The organism is Streptomyces sp. NBC_01450 (assembly GCF_036227505.1).
Classification (GTDB): Bacteria; Actinomycetota; Actinomycetes; order Streptomycetales; family Streptomycetaceae; genus Streptomyces.
In genome coordinates, this window is sequence record NZ_CP109480.1 from 7,270,362 (window position 1) to 7,290,226 (window position 19,865).

Genomic DNA, 19,865 nt, shown 5'->3' on the forward strand with positions numbered 1-19,865 from the left:
GCCGAGAATTCCGCGGCCCGCCGACGGGAAAAGTGCTACTTGTTGCCGACACCGTTGCCGGACAGGACCGGGATGTCGTCCAGGATGTGCGACAGCGGTTCGTCGCCCTTGGCCTGGGTGGAGTTCTCGACGCACTGCTGGTTCTGCGGGGCCGACAGGACCGGGACGTCCTGGACGGCGATCGGGACGACGCCGACGAGCGAGCCCACGTTGGCCTTCGCGGGCAGGCCGACGCAGGGCTTGTTCAGCGAGCCCTGGATGAGCGCCATCTGCGGGCTCATGTCGCCCGTGGTCGCCGAGTTGCCGAACGACTGCGTGGCACCGACGCCGCTGCTGGACGTCGTGCCACCGTCGTTCCCGGTCGCCAGCGCCTGCGGCGCGGCAGCAGCGGAAGCGCCGACGGCGCAAACGGCGACCGCGGCGGCGGTCATGAACTTCTTGATCACTGGCTGGTTCCATTCTGAAGAAACCCCGTCCACCGGAGCGTTTTGGTTCAACCGCCGCGGACGCCCTTGGTTGCTCCGATTCATCCTGATGGCCCATGGGGCCGATCGGGTGAATCACCGAAACCGTTCCAGGATCACCGGGTTGATACGAGAGTAGGAACATGTGTCTTCATGGAGAAAGGAACCCCGCGCTCTTCTGGGCATTCAAGGGAACCGTTTCTTCTCGCATGGGTGTTCGTGTGCGTCTCGGTGTCCATTCGAAGGCAGGGCGATTCGAGTGAATTCCCAAGCGGCGCACGTTCTTTAGTTTCTTCGGACGGTCCTCCCTCGTTTACAGGCTGCAGGTCGTGGTGCGAGCAGCTCAAGGTGTGCTCGCTCGGTTTCGGCCGTCATAGGGCCATGACTGCAGAGAAAGGAAAACACGTGAAGCACAAGAAGAGCGCTGTTGTTGTCGCCGGCGCGATCATGGCCTTGGGGATGGGCGCCCCGGCCTTCGCGGACGCCGGTGCCGAGGGTGCCGCCGTCGGCTCGCCGGGTGTCCTCTCGGGCAATGTGATCCAGGTTCCCATTCACGTCCCCGTCAACGCGTGCGGCAACACGGTCGACGTCATCGCCCTGCTGAACCCGGCGTTCGGCAACAGCTGCACCAACGGCTGACGCGACAGCACCAGCCTTTCCGGCTGCGTCACGGTCGGCCTTGGGCCACTCTTTCGGCTCCAAGGCCGGCTTTCCTCACTTCGTTTCAAGCAGGAAGACAACGAGATTGCGACAGAACCTGAGTAGGGGAATCGTCATGGCCGCGGCCACGACGAGCATCCTGTCCCTGTACGGCACCCCCGTGTTCGCGGACTCGCACGCGGACGCCAGCGCTACGGACTCGCCCGGCGTCGCGTCGGGCAACAGCGTTCAGGTTCCGGTGCACGTGCCGGTGAACGCCTGCGGCAACACTGTCAACGTGATCGGCGCGCTCAACCCGACCTTCGGGAACTCCTGCATCAACGGCTCGGGTTCGCAGGGCCGCATCTCCGGCTCCACGGCGTCCGGCAGGACCCAGGGCTCGCCCGGCGTTCTGTCGGGCAACCTCGTCCAGGCCCCGGTGGACGTTCCGGTGAACGCGTGCGGCAACACGGTCGACGTCGTCGCCCTGCTGAACCCGGCGTTCGGCAACAGGTGCGGGAACGTGACCGGGGGCACCGTCAACACCCCGCCGGTGACGCCTCCGACCGTCCCGCCGGTGACGCCGCCGGTGACGCCTCCGACACTTCCGCCGGTGACGCCGCCGACTGTTCCTCCGGTGACCCCGCCGACCGTCCCGCCGGTGACGCCTCCGACACTTCCGCCGGTGACGCCGCCGACTGTTCCTCCGGTGACCCCGCCGACCGTCCCGCCGGTGACGCCGCCGACCGTTCCGCCGGTGACGCCTCCCGGCACGACGCCGACGACACCCGCCACCCCCTCGCGGACCGTCCGGGACACGATCGTGCCCGTCTCTCCCTCCGAGAATCCGCCCACCCTGGCGCACACCGGCAGTGAGAACGTGCTCGGGGCCTCGGTCGCCGGCGCCGCGCTGCTGATCGGCGGAGCCATCCTGTACCGACGAGGTCGAGTCGCCTCCCGCCGGTAGTCACGACACTCTGGGTGCCGGACGCTTCGCCGCGACCGGCACCCAATTGTGCTGTCTCCGTTGTCTTCTGCTCCTTGATGTCGGCCTGTACGCGTATGGCCGCGTCCCGCCCGTGCCGATCCCCGGGCGCTGGGACCCGCTCGCCGCCCGGCTCCGCGTGCGGCCGCCGCCGTAACCCTCGTACGAGCGTGGCCGCCATGAAGCGGCCCGGCGCCGAGGACCCGAAGTCCCGGTCGGCGTCCCGAGAACCCGGGGGCTGCGATGAGGTGTTCGGAGTCTGATTCCGGCATCCCCTGGCAAGGAGCCTCGGGCGGCTTTCGACTCCAGGCGCTGACCCACGTTTATCGGTTAAACGTCCTGAATGTATCGGAATGGTGGAGTTCGTGACGATGAGATCACTCCTTTGGAGCCGCAACTCGTGCGTGTGCCGCGCGTTGATTCCAGCACTGGGCATCTCGCCCGGTTGTTGTGACGATTCCAAGGAGCACTTCTTCATGTCGCGTATCGCGAAGGGCCTGGCCCTGACCACCGTTGCCGCCGCTGCCGTGGCGGGCGCCGCCGGTATCGCTGCCGCCGACAGCGGCGCAACCGGCTCGGCCGCCCAGTCCCCTGGCGTCCTGTCGGGCAACGTCGTGCAGGTTCCCATCCACGTTCCGGTCAACGTCTGCGGGAACACCGTGAACGTCGTCGGTCTGCTGAACCCCGCGTTCGGCAACACCTGCGCCAACGGCTGACGCCAGCGCACACCCTTCTACCGGCCGTCTTCCCCAACGGGAGGGCGGCCGGTCCGCGTTGCCCCGATCGAGGGAAGCGGACCCGTTCCCGGCGCGGAGGCGCTCCTGGCGCAGGTGACGTCGTGGGCCGGCACCGGCGGCATCCTCGCCGCGGTCATTGACCTCGCCGACGGTGCCGGGGTCCTGGGCGGTGACCCTGTCCTCCCGGGCGCGGGGAGCGGCGCCTGAGGCGAAGCGGTCGCCGGCGCACCGGAGCGGGTCATTGGTCTGCCGGTACGAACGCACCCAGGCTCATCACCGCCATGAGATCCGCATCGCCCTGGTCGCCACCCGCTGTCGTGCCGGCCATTTCCGGTCGGCGCGACAGCTGCCTTATAGGGGAATGTGACCCGCTGGTCATCGCGGGGTAGGCGTTCGGGCGGGATGCGGAAATCGTCCGGGTGGGGTGCGGGAATCGTCTGTACAGGGTTTCCTTCACGTCCGGGTCTCGTTAGTCAGTCCGGAAAAAGCGGAAATTCCCTCCGGTGGCACGAGTCGCCGAAGAAAGGAGCACGATGAAGTCCCTGAAGGCCGCCGCTGTCGTTGCCGGATCCATGGTCATCGCGGGTGCCGCCGCGCCCGCCTTTGCCGCCGAGGCCTCCGACCTCACGCCCACCAGTCTCAACAGTGCTCTAGAGACCGTCACGAACCACCACTCGCTCAGCCTGAAGGACGTGCAGCCCCTGCAGCATCAGTCCGACGCGCTCGACACAGAGAACAAGAGTTCGGTGCTCAATACCGTGAGCGGCACGACGAAGGCGCTCAACGCGGCCGGTGGCCCTGCGCGGCTCCTCGGTGGACTTCCCCTCCGGAACTGATCGGCTCCCTCCGGAGCCAGTCGGTCTCCTGTGACTGCTCGGCGACGGCGGCGAACTTTGAGATCCCGAACATCGGGGCGAACCGCCGCAGAGTCAGGTTCGTCCGTCGGTACGTGGCGACCGGCAGCACCCGGTCCTCCAGCGGCAGGCTCACAATGAAGCCGAAGTGGGGGAACTCCTGCGTCGGCGCGGATGCCTGCGTCCAGGCCTCGCCGGTCAATTCCCCCCGGCGTCGCCTCCGGTAACGTCATTCTGGTACCCGTGGTCGTTCCGGTGAACGCCTGTGGCCTCAGCGTCGCACGCGGACTGAAAGGGCCGATTCCGTGCCTGCGGAGTCGGCCCTTCGCGTTGTTCGAAGAGCGTCCCTCATTCGTGTGGTCGCCCGTCGGCTGTCGTCCATTCGGGTGAGAAATAGGGCGGGTCCGTTCGGGTGCGTCGATAAGGTTCCGCGGTGACCTCAACCTCAAGCCAAACGCGCCCTTTTCGGGCCGCAGATCTCGGCACGCTCGCCGTCATTGCCTTCAGCGGTGAGGTGCCCGACGGCGACATGCCCTATCTCCTCGCCTACTCCCTGGGCGACGGCGAAGGCGGGCCGGAGGCCGCCACGGTCGCCATCGAGCAACTGCTGCGGAACAACGGTCTGCCCGTCGGCGACTCGCTGCTCGACGCGACCCAGCAGCCGAACCTGCCGCTCACCCTCCTTGTCGAGGCGGGCCAGGCCGTCGTCAAGATGCCGTACCTCAACGCCCAGTGCGTCGTGCCGCCCGAATGGCTCACGGCGGTCGGCGAACGGGGCTACGCCTACTTCCTGTTCGCCACCCACGTCTGGCCCGAGGCCAAGCCCGGCCAGCCGGTCCAGCCGGAGAGCCTGGCCGCCTTCGCGGGTAACGAGGAGATCCTGCTCAGCGCGGCCCACGTACTTCTGCCCGCGCACAGTTTGCGCGGCTGATGACACGGACCGCGGGCGGCGCCGCGAGGGTGCGGACCGCGGGTGGCAGCCGGGCGTTCGCCGTGCTGCTGGTGATCACCGGTGCGGCCGGTCTGCTCGCCGCGTGGGTCATCACGATCGACAAGTTCAAGCTGCTGGAGAACCCGAACTTCGTGCCGGGGTGCAGCCTGAACCCGGTCGTCTCCTGCGGCAACATCATGAAGAGCAAGCAGGCCGCGGCCTTCGGGTTCCCCAATCCGATGCTCGGTCTCGTCGCGTACGGCATCGTGATCTGCGTCGGGATGAGCCTGCTCGCGCGGGCCACCTACCCGCGCTGGTACTGGCTGACCTTCAACGCCGGCACCCTCTTCGGGGTCGGATTCTGCACCTGGCTGCAGTTCCAGTCGCTGTACCGCATCAACGCGCTGTGCCTGTGGTGCTGTCTGGCGTGGGCCGCCACGATCGTCATGTTCTGGTACGTGACGTCATTCAACGTACGGCAGGCATTTCTGCCCGCACCTGGCTGGTTGCGGGGATTCCTCGACGAGTTCACCTGGGTTCTGCCGGTCATGCACATCGGAATCATCGGGATGCTGATCCTGACCCGCTGGTGGAGTTTCTGGATGAGCTGACTATTGGGTCCGTCAGGGGAATCTTGAACTGAAGGCGTTCTCAGGATCGTTACCCGGTACGGACGCAGATCCACCGAATCCTGAAAGGGACCGTACCTGAGATGAAGTCGACCACTCGAGGAACTCTCGCCGCCGTCGTCACCGGCGTCGCGGCTGCGATGGGTGCCGCCGCCGCGACCCCGGCCGTCGCGGCCGAAAGGGTTCCCGTCCCCGTACCTCTGGACGGCGTGGGACGCGCCCTCAACCTGCGGACGCCCGAGATCGCCGGGGAGCTTCCGGTGCCCATGCCGGGCGGACCCGAGGAACCGCGGTACGTCGAGGGCCGACTGCTCCCCGACCAGGCGGTCCCGCGACTGCCGGTCGACGCCGGACTGCCCGGGGCGGGTTTGCGCACGCCCCTTCCGCACCTCCTCGGGGACGGCTTTGATCACCTCGGGGCGGACGCGCCCGCGGCCGATCTGACCACGCTGACGCCCGGGCTGGCCATGGACACCCCGCTCAGCGCACCCAACCCCGACCACTACGGACTGCCGGACCTGAAGTTCCCTCAGGCCGCCGTCCTCGGACCGCTGCTCAAGTCGGCGCCCGGGGCGAACGTCGGCATGGGAGCGGGGGCTTAGTACTCCAGTTGTGCTTCTCCACTTGGCCTGGTCAGCGTGCCCGTCTCGAATCCGGTGGGCCGACGTCCACCAGGGCGATGATGGTGCGGGTTGCGGGCGGTCCGGGGTTTGCAGGTCAGCCGACGGGCGCGCGACCTCCACGTCGTCCGCCACTGCCGGACCCCGCCGAGCGGCGTTTCGAGGCCTCCGGGCGGCCTCGGAGGAAGCGGCTGCTCCGGAAGCCGCGACGGCCGTTCACCCGCCATGGCAGTATCTGGGCTCCATGAGTGCGTCCCCAGAGGTACGGAGCCTGCGCGCGGCGGTGTTCGCCGTGCTGTGCGTGCTGCTTGCCGCCGGGGGGCACTGGCTCGCCACCGGGCAGGCGCCGCCGCTGTGGGCGGACAGTGCCGGGCTTCTCGCCGTCTTCTCGGTCGGCTGGCCGCTGAGTGGACGCGAACGCTCACTCGTCGGGATCGGCGGCGGGATGCTGGCCGCCCAGGCCGGACTGCACCTCGCCTTCGAGGCGGCCGGCCCGCGGATGGCGATGGACATGCACGGCGCGCACATGGCGAACCCACCGGGGCATGCCATCACACCGCACGCCACCGCCGCCCACGTGGTGGCCGCCCTCCTCGCGACCTGGTGGCTGCGGCGCGGTGAAGCCGCCTTCTGGTCCCTGCTGCGACGGGCCGCGACACTCGTACTGGGGCTCGCCGCCTGGTGGCGGGTGCGCGCGGGATGGTCCGCCGTACCGGCCCGGTCGGCCGTCGTACGCCGGACCGCGCGGGAACCCCGGCCGGTTCGGCAGCTGCTGCTGCGCCACGCGGTCTCTCGTCGGGGACCGCCGGCAGGGCTCTCGTACACGCCCTGACCGCATCCACACCAGTACGGAGTTCCTCTGATGTCCCCGATTCGCACCACCCTGCGCCGTGCCGGCGTTGTCGCCGCCCTCACCACGGCCGGTGTCCTGACCGCCGCGAGTGCCGCCTTCGCGCATGTGACGGTCCACCCCGAGAGCTACGCCAAGGGAGCCACGGACGGTGTTCTCACCTTCCGCGTCCCCAACGAGGAGGACACCGCCAGCACCACCAAGGTGCAGGTCTTCCTGCCGACGGACCACCCGGTCCTCGGCGTGCTCGTCACCCCCCAGGAGGGCTGGACGGCGCAGGTGACGACCACGAAGCTCAAGACCCCCGTCAAGACCGACGACGGCACCATCACCGAGGCCGTCTCGGAGATCACCTGGACCGGCGGCCGGATCAGGCACGGCCAGTACCAGGACTTCAACGTCGCCTTCGGTCAGCTGCCCGACGACACCGACCAGTTGAGCTTCAAGACCCTGCAGACCTACTCGGACGGCAATGTCGCCCGCTGGATCGAGGAGGCGAAGAAGGGCGCGGAGGAGCCGGAGAACCCGGCGCCGGTGCTCACCCTGACCGCCGAGGACGCGGAGACCGGTTCCGACGGGACCTCGGACTCGGCGTCGGGCTCCGCCTCGTCCTCGTCCTCGAGCCCGGTCCCGGCCGCCGCGTCCGACTCGACCTCGAGCAGTGACTCCACGGCCCGTGGTCTGGGCATCGCCGGGCTGGTCGTGGGCGTCCTCGGCCTGGCCGCGGCCGGCTTCGCCCTCGCGCGCGGCCGGAACGCCCGCTCCGAGTAAGCGAGCCGCCTCTCACCGCCTCTCACCGGCTTTCACCGGCCGGTGATCAGCCGGTGAGCGGTCGCCGTCCCGCCGACCTCATCCTCCGTCGGCGGGACGGACCGACGCTCCGACCGCCGAACTCCTCGAACACCGCGTGTCCGATGCGAGCTGAGCCCGTCCATGAGCGGGGCGTGAGAAATTTCCGTACCCTCCCATGACGCCTGTTGCCCGGATGCGAGGATGAGCCCGCCATGACTGCTGGGTGGTGTTCTCGCACGCTACGGGCCGCGGTGTTCGCGGTCGTCTGTGTGCTGCTCGCCGCCCTGGGACACGTGACGATGTCCGGCGGCATGGTGCCCTGGTGGGCCCTGGGCGCCTCGGGCGCGGCGATCGGCGGCGCGGGCTGGTGTCTGGCCGGCCGGGAACGCGGACTGCCGCTGATCGTGTCCGCCGTGGTCGGGGCGCAGGCGGTGCTCCACTCGGTGTTCTCGCTCGCGCAGTCGTCGGGTTCGTTGGGAGTGTGGGGCGCGACAGCCGCGGCCTTCACCGGCCACGACATGAGCTCCATGCCCACGGGCCCCATGTCCATGAGTTCCATGCCGATGGACTCGACACGCATGGACGCCATGGACATGGGCTCCTTGGACCACATGGGGCACGCGGCGGACGGCACGTCGTCCTCACTCGGCATGCTCGCCGTCCACCTGCTGGCCGCCCTGCTGTGCGGCCTCTGGCTCGGGCACGGAGAGCGTGCCGCCTTCCGCATCCTGAGGGCTCTCGCCGGCCTGCTGGCCGCCCCGCTGCGGCTGCCGCTCGCGCTGCCCGCGCCGGCAACCCGCCCGCGTCCACGCATCCGCCGCGACCGCACCGCCCGCGTGCCGCGGCAGCTCCTTCTCGTCCACGCGATCACTTCTCGGGGTCCGCCCGCCGGGACCGCTGTCGTCTGAAGACAGCCGGTTCCCCGAGGCCGCCCCAGTGCGCCCCGGGCCTCGGCCGTACGTCCTCGTGCGGCCGTTTCGCTCACCGGACCCTCGGCCCGTCCTCGTGCGCCGGGTCCGGATCCCGGATGACCCGAGAAGGACACCAGGTGACCACTCCTGCCCCGCCCACCTCACGTGACGCGTCGCTGACGGCCTGGGCGCTGGCCGCCCGCGCCGGTGACCGCGACGCCGTCGACCGGTTCGTGCGCGCCCTCCACCGTGACGTACGCCGTTACGTCACCTATCTCGGCGCGGACCCGCAGAGCGCCGACGACCTGGCCCAGGACACCTTCCTGCGCGCCCTCGGCAGCCTGCACCGCTTCGAGGGCCGCTCCTCGGCCCGTACCTGGCTGCTGGCCATCGCGCGCCGGGCCGTCATCGACAGCTTCCGCACCGCGGCGGCCCGGCCCCGGCTGGCCGACTCCGCCGACTGGCAGCTCGCCGCCGAACGCGCACAGCCGCGGGGTCTGCCGGGCTTCGACGACGGCATCGCGCTCGACGAACTGCTGGCCGAACTGCCCGAGGAGCGCCGCGAGGCCTTCGTGCTGACCCAGCTCCTCGGACTGCCGTACGCGGAGGCGGCCCTGGTGAGCGACTGCCCCATAGGCACGGTCCGCTCACGCGTGGCCCGTGCCCGTACCGCTCTGATCGCCTCGCTGTCCGACGCGATGGTCTGACGGGCGCGGCCCGGAAAGGACCGCGGCCCCGGCCGCCCGGGAGGGCGGGCCGGGGCCGCGGCTCACGGAGCCACCGGCTTGCGGTCACTCACTGTTGAGTTGCCAAGGTGCGGTGCTGCTGTGCTCAGTTCTGCGCCGGTGCCTTCTTCTCGCGGAGGAGGAGCATCACCACGCCGCCGATCACGACCAGGCCGACGGCGATGCCCGCGATGACAGAGGTCGCCCCGGAGCCACCGGTCTCGGCGAGGTTGGTGTCCCCGGTGGAGGCGGCGCTCGTCAGGGCCGGGCTCGGCTCACCGACCGTCTGGGTCGTGATGTCGCCGGCGCTGCCCTGTGTCTTGCAGTCGAGCATGCCGGTGAAGTGCTTCTCGAAACCGTTCGGACCCGCGAGCGTGAAGTCGTACGCCTGGTCCTCCTTCAGCGGGACCGTCACCGTCAGGGACTTGCCCGCCGCGACGGTGTGTTCGGCCCCCATCAGCAAGAAGGTGAACGGCGCGTCGCCCGAGACGGCCGCCGTGACGTCCACTCCGCCCTTGGCGCAGTTCGTCGTGGCGGACAGCGCCGGTATCGCACCCTGCTTGGCCCAGATCGCGGTCGCCGTCGCCGAGACCGTCGACTCGCTGGAGCCCGCGAGGATCTGCGTCTGGCTGCGGGTTCCCGAGACGAAGGCCCGGCCGACCGGCACGGTCGTCGACGCCTGCACGGTCAGCGCCGCCGAGCCGTCCGTGGCGTCCTTCGGCACGTCGAAGTAGAGCCGGCTGCCGTTGGTCGCCGAGGTGATCGCCTTGCCGTCCTTGCCGACGACCTTCACCCCGCTGGCGGCCGCGTCCGCGGGCGGCGTCACCGTCACACTGTCCGCGTCGGTGTGCACCGTGATCGGGCCGAGCCGCTCGCCGGCGTGACCGGAGACCGCGGGCGGGTCGAGGGTCAGCGAGGCCTTGGGCTCCGCCATGTTCCGCGCGTTCTTCTGCAGGTAGTCGGCGAGCTTCTCCGCCTGCGGGTCCACGGCGTCCACGTCGGCGCCGTCCGAGTACCGCCAGATGGCCACCTGGGTGCCGGCCGCCGCGTCCTGCTCGGTGAGGCCATGCGCACCGGCCATGTCGGACAGCGCCGCGAGGTCGTTCACCTGCGGGTAGGAGTGCTGCAGGATCCAGCGGATCTTGCCGGCGTCCTTGTTGCCGTTCAGCGAGGTGCCGCTCCAGGAGGCCTCCTGGTACTGGGCGTCGCGCTGGGTCGGGTTGTGGAGGTCGATGCAGTACGTCTGCAGCATGCCGCCGCCGTCGACGGACATCTCGAACAGACCGGCGGACACCTGCTGGTCCACGCCGTTGTCGTGGACCACCGCGGCCCCGTAGGTCTTCAGACCGCCGATGGTCGCGGTCGCGCCGCCCTGACTCTGCGGTGCCTCGTCGGCGACGGCCGCACCGGCGCCGGCCAGCGTCCCCGCGGCGACCAGCCCCGACACCAACGCCGCGGCGGCGAGGCGAGCGGCCCCTCGCCCGCGCGCGGACCACGCAGAGAACGAAGAAAACACAGAATTCCCCTTCGAGCAGGACCCGTTGACATGGGGGGACGGTCCCGCCAGCAGAATCAGAAGCCCCGTGAGCTATGCCCGGCATCCTAAGGACGCGGGCGCACCGCGCTTCCCGGTCCTGCCGTCGGATAACCGATCCGAATCGGAATCGTTATCGGTCGGCGAGCCCATGAGCTGCGCTTATCGACAAATCAATGGGGACTGTCCGGAACGCATTTGTCGATAAGCCGCAGTTCGGTCAGGTCGCCAGGTCAGGGCGATTCCGTACCTGACATCAGGTCACTCCGGCGGGCTCCGGGAGCTGTTGGGAGGCGTCCGGAGTCCGACTTTCCGGCTCCGTCTCCCAGTTGGGCTCGGGCCGGGAGACCGCAGTCGTGTCCCCCTCCTTGCTCGGGCGCCGGAAGGCCGAGGTGCCGCGCGAGAGGTCGTGGCCGATGGCCACCGCGTCGATGTCCGCCGACGTCCAACTCTGTCCTTCGCGCACCTCGGTGCGCACCTTCAACCTGCCCTGGACGACGACCGGATCGCCCACCGACAGCGATGCCCCCACGTTGGTGGCGAGCGCACGGTTCGCCCACACGGTGAAGAAGTTGGTGTGCCCGTCCGTCCAGGCACTCTTCTCGCGGTCCCAGTACCGCGCGGTCACCGCCAGGCGGAACCTCGCCGACGCGCCGTTCGCCAACTCCCGGTACACCGGCTGCGTCGCGACGTTCCCCACCGCGCACACCATCGTCTCGTTCATGTCCGACCCCTCTCTCGTACGAATGCGTCTGCCGCGGCGAGCGCACGCTCCGCGTTCGCATGCGCTGCGATCGCCGCGAGTTCAGACTGCCTTCGTCGGGCCGAGCCCGCTGAGCCCTGTGGGGTACCGGCCGGTTGTGGACAACCGCGTCACCCGATGGGGTGGAGACACATCAGCCCATGGAGTGGTTCCGCGTCATGCGACCGGCGCCGACGCCCCCGTGACCCGCCCGTACTGCTCCCGTACCTCTCGATACCGCAGCAGCTCCGCCGCCACCGGATCGAGTACCCGCGCCCTCCCGCACCCGGCGGCGGCCTCGCGCAGCCGCCGTTCCGCTTCGAGCCCGTACCGTCTGGCTGGTCCGCGCGCCGCCATTCTGCTGCCCCACTCGACGCCCGGGCCTCCGATGATGCCCGCCAGCATCAACAGCACCGGCACCCCGAGGTTCGGCGCCATGAACCCGATGATCTGCCCCAGAAGCCACAGTCCGCCGATGATCTGAAGAATCGTCATCGAGGCCTGGGCGAGCACGGCGGCCGGCCACCAGCCCGGCCGCGGCGGCCGTCCCGCCGGCGTCGTGGCGCGCGTCGCCATCTCGTCCAGCGCCTCCGGCAGCCCCTGCGCACCGCGCACGGCCGCCTCGCGCACCGCCAGCGCCCAGGGCGCTGGCAGATCGCGGGCCGCCCGGTCCGCCACCGTACGCACGGCCTGCTCGACGCGCTGCCGGGCCGTGGCCTCCTCGTCCGCGGGTGCCCGCACCGGCAGCCGGCCCGTCGTCGAGTCCCCCCGGTCCTGGACCCAGCGCCACAGCCGCAGCCAGGGGGTGCCGCACGCGCGGTTGGCGTTGCGGCGCCACGCGCGCTCCGCCGCCTGGCCGGCCGCGGTGGCGCCCACCGCGTCCGCGAGCCGGTCCGCGAACTCGTCGCGTGCCTCCTCGCTGAGCCCCGTGCGCTGCCCGGTCGAGTAGACGGGCCGCAGCCGCATGGCGGCCGCGTCGAGATCGGCCGAAATTCGTCGGCCGGCGGCGCCCCGCTCGGCCAGGAACTGGCTGAGCGACTCGCGCAGTTCGCCGATGCCGTCCCCGGTGAGCGCGGACAGCGCGAGCACGGTCGCGCCCGGTTCGCCGTACTCGCCCAGCGCGATCCCGTCCTCGTCGAGCAGCCGCCGCAGATCGTCGAGGACCTGCTCGGCGGCTTCGCCGGGCAACCGGTCGACCTGGTTGAGGACCACGAAGGTGATCTCCGCGTGGCCCGCCATGGGCCGCAGATAGCGCTCGTGGAGCATGGCGTCCGCGTACTTCTCGGGGTCGACGACCCAGATGACCGCGTCGACGAGCGCCAGGACGCGGTCCACCTGTTCGCGGTGCTGGACGGCCGCGGAGTCGTGGTCGGGCAGGTCCACCAGGACGAGGCCGCGCAGTTGTGCCTCCGCCTCGGGGCTCTGCAGCGGACGCCTGCGCAACCGTCCCGGGATGCCGAGCCGGTCGATGAGGGGCGCCGCGCCGTCGCTCCAGCTGCACGCGATGGGGGCCGCGGTGGTGGGCCTGCGCACGCCCGTCTCCGAAATGGCCACCCCGGCGAGTGCGTTGAAGAGCTGCGACTTGCCGCTGCCGGTGGCCCCGGCGATGGCGACGACGGTGTGCTCACCGGACAGCTTGCGGCGCGCCGCCGCCTCGTCTAGGACCCGGCTGGCTTCGGCGAGCGTCCCGCTGTCCAGCCGGGCGCGCGACAACCCCACCAGCTCACGGAGCGCGTCCAGCCGTGACCTCAGGGGCCCGTCGTACGCGAGCGGTGGCGGCGGGGCCTGTACGACGGCCTTGGTCTCGAGGACCAGGGACGGGGCCGGTGCCTCATGGCCGATGATCGACTCGGACACGCGCCGGGCGATCAGCCCGTCGTCCCAGGCGGTCTCCGGCTCGGTACGGGCGGAGGCGTCGTCGGTCTTCACGCGTGCGTGCCCGGTGTCGTCCTTCACGTGCGCGCGCACGCCGCCGAGCAGGGCGTCGAAGGTGACCTCCTGGGCCGTCTCTGCGCCCTCCGACTCCGACTCCGACTCCGACTCCGTCCCCGCCTCCGGTTCTGCCTCCGCCGCCGTCTTCGCCTCCGCCTCCGGTTCTGCCTCGGCTTCCACCTCGGGCGCCGCCTTCGTCACGTACTCCATAGGAGCCTCCCTGGCGGTGGGCTCGCCGTCCGCGGCGTTCGTGGCGAAGGCCTCTGGAGGGTCGGCCTCGGAACGTGCGCCTTCAGGGCGGCCGTTTTCGGGACTTCCCTGGTCGGACGTGCCGTGGTCGGACGCGCTGTGACTGGACGCGTTGTGACCGGGCACGTCCTGATCGGACTGTCCGGGATCGGACGTGCCGTCTTCGGGTGACTCGTCTCCGGTGTGGTCGGCGTGATCCGTGCGGTCTGTGACGGCAGTCACCGTGGTCACCTCTCCTTCTGCAGTACGGACAGCGCGGCGATGAGTTCGGCCTGGTGCTCTGGATGTACGTCGAGGGCGTCGAGCGGGGCGAGACGGCGCTCGCGCTCGGTGTGCAGGGCCCTGTCGAGGTACTCGGTGAGGAGGCGTCCGCCCCGCTCGCGCAGCCGCAGGGCGCCGTGCGCCCCGAGCCGCTCGGCGAGCCCCTCGCCCGCGTTCCGTGCCCTGTGGCCGCCCAGAAGCGTGGTGGCCACCAGCGCGGCCGCGACCTGGGCGTCCGGCGCCATGCTCTTGTCGAGGCGGCCGACCTCGTCCTCGGCGTACTCCTCGAGGACCCGCCGCCAACGTCTTACGGTCACCCCGATCCGGTGCTCGGCGCTCTCCAGCGTCGGATCGCGGTCCGTCAGCCCAGGCGCCCCCGAGGCCGGTTCGCGCCGCCAGGCGTCGTCCACGCGTTCGTCGGCGGCCGTGACGGCGCACAACAGAAGAGCGGCCAGGCTCTCGACGAGCGAGTCGAGCAGTTCACCCGCCGTGCAGTCGAGCGGGTAGGCGCGCCACCGTTTGAGCGCGTCCCCGGAGAGCACGGCGCCGGTTTGCAGACGCCCCTTCACGCGCGCGTGCTCGCTGTCGTACGCCCCGTCGACGGCGGCGGTGAGCCGCAGCGCGGCCGCGTACTGCGCGGCGGACGCACTGGCCAGCTCCGGCATCCGGGACTTCAGCGAGTCGAGGACTCCTTGGGCCGTACGGGCCATCGCCTCGTGCCGGGCCCCGGGGTCCTGCGTCTGGTGGACGAGCCAGGTGCGCAGTGGCGCGACGGCGGTCGCCGGCAGCAGGCCACCGCCCCACGCGGACTCGGGCAGCTCCGGCACCGTGAAGCGGGGCAAACTGCCCAGCCCGGCCTTGGTGAGCAGGGCGCCGTACTGCCGCGAGACCTCGGACACGACCTGGTGGGGCACCCGGTCGAGAACGGTGACCAGGGTCGCCTTGTGCTCCTTGGCGGTACGCAGCAGATGCCACGGCACGGCGTCGGCGTACCGCGCGGCCGTGGTCACCATGACCCAGATGTCGGCGGCGCAGATCAGTTCGGCGGCGAGTACGCGGTTGTCGGCGACCAGGGAGTCGATGTCGGGCGCGTCGAGGAGGGCGAGACCCCGGGGGAGGGTGTCGGCGGTTTCGATGCGCAGCACCTGTTCCCCGCGTTCCATGAGGGCCTGCAGGTCGTCGCCGGGTTCCTGATGGGGCACCCACGCGCGCGTGAGGTCGGGCAGCACCCGCATTCCGCTGAACCAGTGATGGTCCTCCGGATGGCACACCAGTACCGGTGTCCGGGTCGTCGGCCGCAACACGCCGGCCTCGCTGACCCGGCGTCCCACGAGGGAGTTGACGAGAGTGGACTTCCCCGCCCCCGTCGACCCGCCGATCACGGCGAGAAGCGGTGCTTCGGGTTCCCTCAACCGGGGCACCAAATAGTCGTCTAGTTGTGCGAGCAGTTCGTCGCGGTTGGCACGCGCGCGTGGAGCCCCCGCCAGGGGCAGCGGGAAGCGTGCGGCGGCGACACGGTCGCGCAGGGCGGAGAGTGCGTCGAGCAGCTGAGGCCGTACGTCCAAGGTCACCACATGTGAAGAATGCCCAACTTTGGAGGCTTTCTGAAGCATATGACTATGTCTGCGCGCCGACAGGACACACGGGGCGGAAGGGACGACTGGGGCGCAGGCATAACGAGTGCACAACACCCGATGCGCGAGACGCCAAAAGCGGTGCACGATTCGTACCTGCCTGCGATTATCAGGACCGCTTCACCGAACCTCCACATTGAGCCACGGAGGCGAAGCGCCAGGGACGAGGACCTGGGAGCCCTATCCTTGTCCCCGGCAAGGCCACGGATCAGCCCACGCCCGGGCACCACGACACCGGCCACCACACCCGGCCCCCGTAGCTCAGTGGATAGAGCAGGCGCCTTCTAAGCGCTTGGCCGCAGGTTCGAGTCCTGCCGGGGGCGCCACTGAGAGCCCTCCCATCGGGAGGGCTTTTTGCTGGTCAGGGCGGGTGCCACTCGACACGGAGAAGCCCCGGGCGCTCCCTCGAGGATCAAGGAAAAGCTCCGGGGCTGTCCGGCTGTCACCGGGTTTTCGCGGGTGGCCGTGTCGTACACCCGCCTCCCTGTGGGCGACGTCGAAGACGTGCGGGGGCCCCGGCGCGGTGCGCGTCTCGGCCTCGGCGCGGCCCTTCAGGTCGCGTTCCTCGTGGGTCTCTCCGGTGTCGGTCCACTGCTTGCCGACCTCCGGGGGCGCCGTGTGGATCGGCAGCTCACGCCATTGGTCCCCAGTGTCGGGGCGGGAAGCGTCACGTCTGCCACTCGCATGGCCACGGCTTCCTCCGGTCGCGGATCGCGATCGCCACGCGCGGCGAAGACGTGTACCGCGTCCTACCTGTCGTCTTCGGCCAGGCCGTCCTCGAAGACGAAGAGCGGTTTTGCGCCATGTGCGGGTGCTTCGGCGAACGAGATGGCTTCAGCGAAGCGTTCGAGCGGGAACGGCTCGCCTTGGGGGATGCTCAGCACTTCATCGGCGACGAGACTGCGAACCTCGGACAGTGCGCGCAGCGCATCCGCAGGTGAGGCGGTGCCGAACCAGCGGTTCAGCCAGAAGCCACGGACTGCTTTGGTCTCGTAGATGACCGAGCGTGCCTGCAGCGGGATCGTCAGCGCTGCCGGGTCGGTCTGCCGATGGGTGGAGAGCGCGCCGTAGACCACGACCTCTCCCCCCGGAGCCAACGCCTGGGACACCTGGGCGCCCACATGGCCCGCGACGCAGTCGATGGCCTTGCGCACGCCGGCCGGTCCTGCGATCTCGGCCACACGCTGCAACAGGTCCTCGTCCTCGGTGCAGATGACCTCGTCACCACCAAGCGCCTTGATCTCCTCGACGGCATCGCGCCGCCGCACGACATTGATCGTGCGAATTCCCAGATGTCTGGCCAGCTGAATGACGAGCCGGCCGACGGTGGAGCCCGCGGCCGTCTGCAACAGCCATTCACCCGGCTGTACGTCGAGTTCGCGCGTCACGAGGAGCAGCGCGGTCAACGGGTTGACGGCGAGTTGGCAGGCGCTGGAGTCGCTCAGATGATCGGGGACCGGCAGGAGCCTTCGTGTATCGGCGACAAGGTATTCCTGCCAAGTGCCGGCCACGTGTGGCCCGGGTACCGCCGGGACGGCAACGGCCACCACGCGCTCGCCGATCTTCAGTCCCTCGGTATCCGGGCCCAGGGCCTCGATACGGCCCACGCATTCCATGTGGCCGCCGACAGTGGGGAATTCGGCGGAGAAACCGTAGCGGCCGCGCAGCACGTGCAGATCGCTGGCGTGAATCGGAGTCGCCTTCACGCGGATCAACGCCTGACCGGCCGCTGGTGTGGGAACGGGACGGGATTCCAGCCGCAGGACATCGGCCGGTTCGCCGACCTTTCCGGCTACGAGCGCGCGCATGGATTGTGGCATGGGCATGAGATCTCTCCTTTAGTCGCGCTCGGTGTCGCCTTGTCAGTCATTTTCCAGCCGTTCCAGTAGGTATTCACCTTCTGTGAGCGGCCCCAACGAGCCTGATGAAATAACCGTAGCACGTTCACCTATGTCCCTCCTTGGCTTTGCGGCGATTGCCGTATGTTTGTTCGAGTTGCTGCGTGCGGCTTGCTGCGCCAAGCGATCGTTGCCGTGCCGGTTCCGTGCCGGTTCCGTGCCGGAACGAGGGGATCGCGGACGAGCAACTACCGGCAGGGTGGACCCTGGAGGAGATCCGCGACGTCTCCGGCGACCGGGAGGCCTTGAGGAGTAGCTGGCCAATGCCGGTCAAGAGCTATCGGACGCTCCTGTAAATCGCCGACGCAGGATTGGAGCCGGGGTGAGCTATTCATCACCCTTCCGTTTCCCGTGTTCATGCTTCCCGCGCCGGTGATGGAGGGGCTGTACTGGGGGACTTGGGCGACATTCGAAACGCCGGCACGACGGTGGTTGACCCGCCGTCCGGGCGGGAAGGGCGAGGGGCCACTGCGCGTCCTGAACGGCGGCGACCAGCCACCGAAGCGCCCCCGTCGGCGCCGCCGAGCCGTACGGACGCAGGTCTCCGAACGTTCCTGAAGGATGCGCCGCGTTCGTGACCTTGTCGCGCACCGGGGCCCCGATCCTCCCGCCTCGGAGCCGTTGGACGCGGGGCCGTCCCTCGAGCCGAACGCCGATCAGCGGCGGTTGCGTGCGAAGAGCCCGAATGTGGTGGCAGGAGCGAATCGTTCTCCCAGCGCCTGCAGCACTCCTGACTGCGTCGACCAGTAACGTTGCAGCTCCACATCGTGGAACACCGGTGCCAGGAGTCCCTGCAGGGCCACCTCGTCCACTCCCTGTCGGACGACGTGGTACTCCGACATGTCCGCCTCGTTCGTCTCGTCGTACCGGCCGCGCAGGCGGCGCACCCTGGTGGCCAGGCCGCGGCGCAGTTCGCCCTGACCGAGCCTCCAAAGAAGATAAGCGCCCTGATCCAGATTCATGGAGAGTCCCGACCTGCGTGGGTACCACAAGGGGTCCTGAATGCTGAAGAAAACACCGCCGGGAGCAATACGCTGAATGAGATGTTCGACGGCACCCAGATAGTCCGGGATGTGGTGCAGTACAGAGATGCACACCACGGCGTCGAGCGGCTCCGGGCGGAAGATTTCCTTTCCTTCAGGGTCATGAATGACGGTGACGTGCGGATTGTTCCGGAAACGGTGCCGAAGAACTGCCGCGCTGGGGGCGCTCATCTCCGTCACCTCGACCTTGGCCCCGGCCGCCACCAGATGGTCGGTGAAGGTTCCGTGTCCCGCGCCGACCTCGAGGACCCGGCACCGGCCATTCCGTTCGATGACCTTACCGACCAGGTTGTGCACGCCCGAGATCACTCGCTCGCGGATATGGTGATGGCGAATATGCGGAGAGCCTTTCACATAATCATGGCCATCGCCGTGGGCGCGTTCTTGAAGGTGCCCGATGGTTGGCCTGTTCAAGATTTCCGTCATACGGCGACACTATTCCGGAGGTCTCCTTCATGGCCGGGCCCACGGTGTCCGGGCAGCGCGGTTCACACATCCGGCCGCACGTATTTGGACAACTCGTCCGCGGCACTGGAGGCTCGTGCGGGAGGTCATGAAAAGATCGGCCTTGTACGCCTCGTCACCAGTGCGGGCCGTCGGTCTACGCGTCGCCTCCGCGGCGGGTCGACAGCCGCGCCCAGTACGCGGCGGTGATGGCCACGAACCGGGTGTTGCCCACCGCGTAGCGCAGGAACATGCGGCGCGGCTCCTGGACCAGCCGGTGGAACCATTCGAGGCCGGCACGCCGCATCCACCGTGGTGCCCTGCTGCGGAGTCCCGCCACCACGTCGAAGGATCCGCCGACACCGACCACCAGGGCACAGCCCAGCTCCTCCTGGCGGCGGGCGAGGAAGTACTCCTTGCGTGGACTCGGCACGGCGAGGAACAGGATGTCCGGGCAGGCCTCACGGACGGCGGCCACCACCCGCGCCTCCTCGCTCTCGTTCCAGTAGCCGTCCCGGTGGCCGACGACCTCGACGCCCTGCGCGGCGGCGATGCGCGCGGTCTCCTCGACCACCTTGGCCTCGGCACCCAGGAGGTACACGCGGTATGCGTTGCGTGCGGCGCTGCGCCACAGTGCCAGCATGAAGTCGATGCCCGCCACCCGCTCGGGCAGGGGGCTTCCGAGGAGACGGCCGGCCCACACGACCGACTGCCCGTCCGAGTTGACGAGCGAGCACGAGCGGATGATGCGCGCCAGTTCCGGGTCGTCGTGCGCCTGGACGACCTTGGCGGCGTTCAGCACGACGTGCTGGTGAGGGCCGCCGTCCGCGATCAGCGCCTCGGCGGCCGCCACCGACTCCTTCAGGGTGAGCGGGTGGACGGGCAGTCCGCACACCGTGACCGGCCGGCCCGGCCCTCCCGGCCCTCCCGGCCCTCCCGGTCCGCCCGGCGCGTTCCCGTTCCGCGACGAGGTCGTCCGCATGTCGCACCT

The 19,865-nt window shown here is 69.7% G+C and carries 20 protein-coding genes, 1 tRNA gene and 1 pseudogene; 13 read left to right on the forward strand and 9 right to left on the reverse strand.

Annotated features, from left to right (window positions below):
- Positions 1-35 precede the first annotated feature (35 nt).
- Entirely contained in the window at positions 36-446 is a 411-nt protein-coding gene (locus tag OG568_RS32350; RefSeq protein ID WP_266413816.1) for a rodlin, read from the reverse strand.
- 399 nt (positions 447-845) lie between these two features.
- Between OG568_RS32350 and OG568_RS32355 the strand changes: the two genes are divergently transcribed.
- The 4 genes from OG568_RS32355 to OG568_RS32370 all read left to right on the forward strand — a co-directional run bounded on the left by OG568_RS32355 (position 846) and on the right by OG568_RS32370 (position 3,661).
- Entirely contained in the window at positions 846-1,103 is a 258-nt protein-coding gene (locus tag OG568_RS32355; protein WP_443075286.1) for a chaplin, read from the forward strand.
- Positions 1,104-1,239: 136 nt separating this feature from the next.
- Entirely contained in the window at positions 1,240-2,070 is an 831-nt protein-coding gene (locus tag OG568_RS32360; protein WP_443077798.1) for a chaplin family protein, read from the forward strand.
- Positions 2,071-2,564: 494 nt separating this feature from the next.
- Positions 2,565-2,804 (forward strand): chaplin, encoded by a 240-nt coding sequence (locus OG568_RS32365; protein WP_266413818.1) that lies wholly within the window; start codon positions 2,565-2,567, stop codon positions 2,802-2,804.
- Positions 2,805-3,358: 554 nt separating this feature from the next.
- Positions 3,359-3,661 carry a hypothetical protein gene (locus OG568_RS32370; protein ID WP_266582558.1) on the forward strand — a complete coding sequence of 101 codons (303 nt, stop codon included), beginning with the start codon at positions 3,359-3,361 and terminating at the stop codon, positions 3,659-3,661.
- Positions 3,662-3,707: 46 nt separating this feature from the next.
- Here OG568_RS32370 and OG568_RS32375 read toward each other — a convergent pair.
- Positions 3,708-3,812 (reverse strand): annotated as a pseudogene (locus OG568_RS32375) (IS5/IS1182 family transposase); the annotation flags it as partial.
- Positions 3,813-3,853: 41 nt separating this feature from the next.
- Between OG568_RS32375 and OG568_RS61505 the strand changes: the two are divergent.
- From OG568_RS61505 to OG568_RS32410, 8 genes are all read left to right on the forward strand, one after another.
- Positions 3,854-4,069 (forward strand): chaplin family protein, encoded by a 216-nt coding sequence (locus tag OG568_RS61505; protein WP_443077799.1) that lies wholly within the window; start codon positions 3,854-3,856, stop codon positions 4,067-4,069.
- Positions 4,070-4,112: 43 nt separating this feature from the next.
- Positions 4,113-4,610 (forward strand): DUF5949 family protein, encoded by a 498-nt coding sequence (locus OG568_RS32380; RefSeq protein WP_266582557.1) that lies wholly within the window; start codon positions 4,113-4,115, stop codon positions 4,608-4,610.
- On the forward strand, positions 4,610-5,221 hold the full coding sequence (locus OG568_RS32385; RefSeq protein ID WP_329534095.1) for a vitamin K epoxide reductase family protein: 612 nt from the start codon (positions 4,610-4,612) through the stop codon (positions 5,219-5,221). Before OG568_RS32380 ends, OG568_RS32385 begins: the two co-directional genes overlap by 1 nt.
- A 101-nt stretch (positions 5,222-5,322) precedes the next feature.
- Positions 5,323-5,841, forward strand: a complete 519-nt coding sequence (locus OG568_RS32390; RefSeq protein ID WP_329534096.1) for a hypothetical protein — start codon at positions 5,323-5,325, stop codon at positions 5,839-5,841.
- A gap of 262 nt (positions 5,842-6,103) precedes the next feature.
- Positions 6,104-6,691, forward strand: coding sequence for a hypothetical protein (locus OG568_RS32395; RefSeq protein WP_329534097.1), 588 nt, complete (start codon positions 6,104-6,106; stop codon positions 6,689-6,691).
- 30 nt (positions 6,692-6,721) lie between these two features.
- Entirely contained in the window at positions 6,722-7,480 is a 759-nt protein-coding gene (locus OG568_RS32400) for a YcnI family copper-binding membrane protein (RefSeq protein ID WP_266413826.1), read from the forward strand.
- Between the two features lie 233 nt (positions 7,481-7,713).
- On the forward strand, positions 7,714-8,409 hold the full coding sequence (locus OG568_RS32405; protein WP_329534098.1) for a hypothetical protein: 696 nt from the start codon (positions 7,714-7,716) through the stop codon (positions 8,407-8,409).
- Positions 8,410-8,528: 119 nt separating this feature from the next.
- The gene (locus tag OG568_RS32410; RefSeq protein WP_266413829.1) at positions 8,529-9,119 is read left to right on the forward strand and encodes a sigma-70 family RNA polymerase sigma factor; all 591 of its coding nucleotides are present in this window, start codon (positions 8,529-8,531) and stop codon (positions 9,117-9,119) included.
- A gap of 124 nt (positions 9,120-9,243) precedes the next feature.
- On the opposite strand, the gene OG568_RS32415 is transcribed toward OG568_RS32410, so the two are convergent.
- The 4 genes from OG568_RS32415 to OG568_RS32430 form a co-directional block, all read right to left on the reverse strand.
- Positions 9,244-10,653, reverse strand: a complete 1,410-nt coding sequence (locus OG568_RS32415; RefSeq protein WP_329534099.1) for a Cys-Gln thioester bond-forming surface protein — start codon at positions 10,651-10,653, stop codon at positions 9,244-9,246.
- A gap of 274 nt (positions 10,654-10,927) precedes the next feature.
- The gene (locus tag OG568_RS32420) at positions 10,928-11,395 is read right to left on the reverse strand and encodes a single-stranded DNA-binding protein (protein WP_266687370.1); all 468 of its coding nucleotides are present in this window, start codon (positions 11,393-11,395) and stop codon (positions 10,928-10,930) included.
- Between the two features lie 195 nt (positions 11,396-11,590).
- Positions 11,591-13,816, reverse strand: coding sequence for a YfjP family GTPase (locus OG568_RS32425; protein ID WP_329534100.1), 2,226 nt, complete (start codon positions 13,814-13,816; stop codon positions 11,591-11,593).
- Positions 13,817-13,821: 5 nt separating this feature from the next.
- Positions 13,822-15,429, reverse strand: coding sequence for a dynamin family protein (locus OG568_RS32430; RefSeq protein ID WP_329534101.1), 1,608 nt, complete (start codon positions 15,427-15,429; stop codon positions 13,822-13,824).
- A 310-nt stretch (positions 15,430-15,739) separates the two neighbouring features.
- On the opposite strand from OG568_RS32430, the gene OG568_RS32435 reads away from it, so the two are divergent.
- Positions 15,740-15,815: transfer RNA gene (locus OG568_RS32435), tRNA-Arg, on the forward strand.
- 423 nt (positions 15,816-16,238) lie between these two features.
- On the opposite strand, the gene OG568_RS32445 is transcribed toward OG568_RS32435, so the two are convergent.
- The 3 genes from OG568_RS32445 to OG568_RS32455 all read right to left on the reverse strand — a co-directional run bounded on the left by OG568_RS32445 (position 16,239) and on the right by OG568_RS32455 (position 19,856).
- A complete protein-coding gene (locus OG568_RS32445) occupies positions 16,239-17,315 on the reverse strand; it encodes a zinc-dependent alcohol dehydrogenase family protein (RefSeq protein ID WP_329534102.1) in 1,077 nt (358 codons plus the stop codon).
- A gap of 728 nt (positions 17,316-18,043) precedes the next feature.
- Positions 18,044-18,856: a class I SAM-dependent methyltransferase gene (locus OG568_RS32450; protein ID WP_329534103.1), complete on the reverse strand. Its 813-nt coding sequence runs from the start codon at positions 18,854-18,856 to the stop codon at positions 18,044-18,046.
- A 175-nt stretch (positions 18,857-19,031) separates the two neighbouring features.
- Positions 19,032-19,856 (reverse strand): WecB/TagA/CpsF family glycosyltransferase, encoded by an 825-nt coding sequence (locus OG568_RS32455; RefSeq protein WP_329534104.1) that lies wholly within the window; start codon positions 19,854-19,856, stop codon positions 19,032-19,034.
- Positions 19,857-19,865 lie beyond the last annotated feature (9 nt).

Bases quoted from the DNA above. Each gene is read 5' to 3' on its own strand.
- OG568_RS32355 (WP_443075286.1), top strand. From the start codon at position 846: ATGACTGCAGAGAAAGGAAAACACGTGAAGCACAAGAAGAGCGCTGTT.
- OG568_RS32360 (WP_443077798.1), top strand. From the start codon at position 1,240: ATGGCCGCGGCCACGACGAGCATCCTGTCCCTGTACGGCACCCCCGTG.
- OG568_RS32365 (WP_266413818.1), top strand. From the start codon at position 2,565: ATGTCGCGTATCGCGAAGGGCCTGGCCCTGACCACCGTTGCCGCCGCT.
- OG568_RS32370 (WP_266582558.1), top strand. From the start codon at position 3,359: ATGAAGTCCCTGAAGGCCGCCGCTGTCGTTGCCGGATCCATGGTCATC.
- OG568_RS61505 (WP_443077799.1), top strand. From the start codon at position 3,854: ATGCCTGCGTCCAGGCCTCGCCGGTCAATTCCCCCCGGCGTCGCCTCC.
- OG568_RS32385 (WP_329534095.1), top strand. From the start codon at position 4,610: ATGACACGGACCGCGGGCGGCGCCGCGAGGGTGCGGACCGCGGGTGGC.
- OG568_RS32390 (WP_329534096.1), top strand. From the start codon at position 5,323: ATGAAGTCGACCACTCGAGGAACTCTCGCCGCCGTCGTCACCGGCGTC.
- OG568_RS32395 (WP_329534097.1), top strand. From the start codon at position 6,104: ATGAGTGCGTCCCCAGAGGTACGGAGCCTGCGCGCGGCGGTGTTCGCC.
- OG568_RS32400 (WP_266413826.1), top strand. From the start codon at position 6,722: ATGTCCCCGATTCGCACCACCCTGCGCCGTGCCGGCGTTGTCGCCGCC.
- OG568_RS32405 (WP_329534098.1), top strand. From the start codon at position 7,714: ATGACTGCTGGGTGGTGTTCTCGCACGCTACGGGCCGCGGTGTTCGCG.
- OG568_RS32410 (WP_266413829.1), top strand. From the start codon at position 8,529: ATGACCCGAGAAGGACACCAGGTGACCACTCCTGCCCCGCCCACCTCA.
- OG568_RS32420 (WP_266687370.1), bottom strand. From the start codon at position 11,395: ATGAACGAGACGATGGTGTGCGCGGTGGGGAACGTCGCGACGCAGCCG.
- OG568_RS32445 (WP_329534102.1), bottom strand. From the start codon at position 17,315: ATGCCCATGCCACAATCCATGCGCGCGCTCGTAGCCGGAAAGGTCGGC.
- OG568_RS32450 (WP_329534103.1), bottom strand. From the start codon at position 18,856: ATGACGGAAATCTTGAACAGGCCAACCATCGGGCACCTTCAAGAACGC.
- OG568_RS32455 (WP_329534104.1), bottom strand. From the start codon at position 19,856: ATGCGGACGACCTCGTCGCGGAACGGGAACGCGCCGGGCGGACCGGGA.